Genomic DNA, 734 nt, shown 5'->3' with positions numbered 1-734 from the left:
GCTACGCACTGGTTACCGGTCTCTCGAATGAGGAGCCTGCCATCATCGAGCTGCTGCATGAAGGCCCCCAGCGGCCACTGGGGGTGGGCCTCAATTTACCCAAACACGGCAGGAATTATCCATACAAGTCATTCAAGTTCGTTCCCGGCCTGGCGGCCGTCCACCGGACGCCCTAGTCGGGCGCCGCTTAATATTGGCGTTATGCAGCGCTTACTACGGACGGGGCGAGCTAATGGACAATGAGATGCTTCCGCCTTGGCTTCAGTATCCCCACATACCGTTGGGGTCTATCGGTTGGCGAATGGGGCCTGGCGAAGACTACTGGTACAGATTCGTTGATTGGTTCGGCAGCCTTAGTGGGAGAGAAAGGGAACAGTACCGGGAGCGTTACCCAAAGCCAGAAGACTGGGCAATGTTTTGGCCTTATGTTCCTGAAAAGCTAGAGGCCTATGTTGGAAAAAATGCATAACCAATCGTTCAAGTTCGCTACCGGCCTGGCGGCCGTCTGTAGTGGCATAGTGAATCCGGACGCCTACTACGCTGCGCTCCTTAGGCGCCGCTTAACATCCAGCGTTACACATTGCAGGAGGCATCGTGATAGTCATATTGGCAAGCCCCCGATATCCTAGACGCCTGACAGCTGCTTAAAATACTGCTTTTCGAAGTCCACGGGAGACAGTCCTCCGTTGTTGCCGTGCCGGCGTACCGGGTTATAGAACATTTCGATGTAATCG

1 protein-coding gene is annotated in these 734 nt (G+C 54.8%); it reads right to left on the bottom strand.

Annotation, left to right across the window (positions count from 1 at the left end):
- Positions 1-625: 625 nt before the first annotated feature.
- Positions 626-734, bottom strand: a 109-nt coding sequence (locus DYI22_RS17290) for an IS3 family transposase (RefSeq protein ID WP_213477651.1), incomplete at its 5' end; no start/stop codon positions are given.

Source organism: Marinobacter lipolyticus, from assembly GCF_018424605.1.
Classification (GTDB): Bacteria; Pseudomonadota; Gammaproteobacteria; order Pseudomonadales; family Oleiphilaceae; genus Marinobacter; species Marinobacter lipolyticus_B.
The sequence above is the reverse complement of the archived record's forward strand: the minus strand, read 5'-3'. Positions and strand labels throughout refer to the sequence as shown.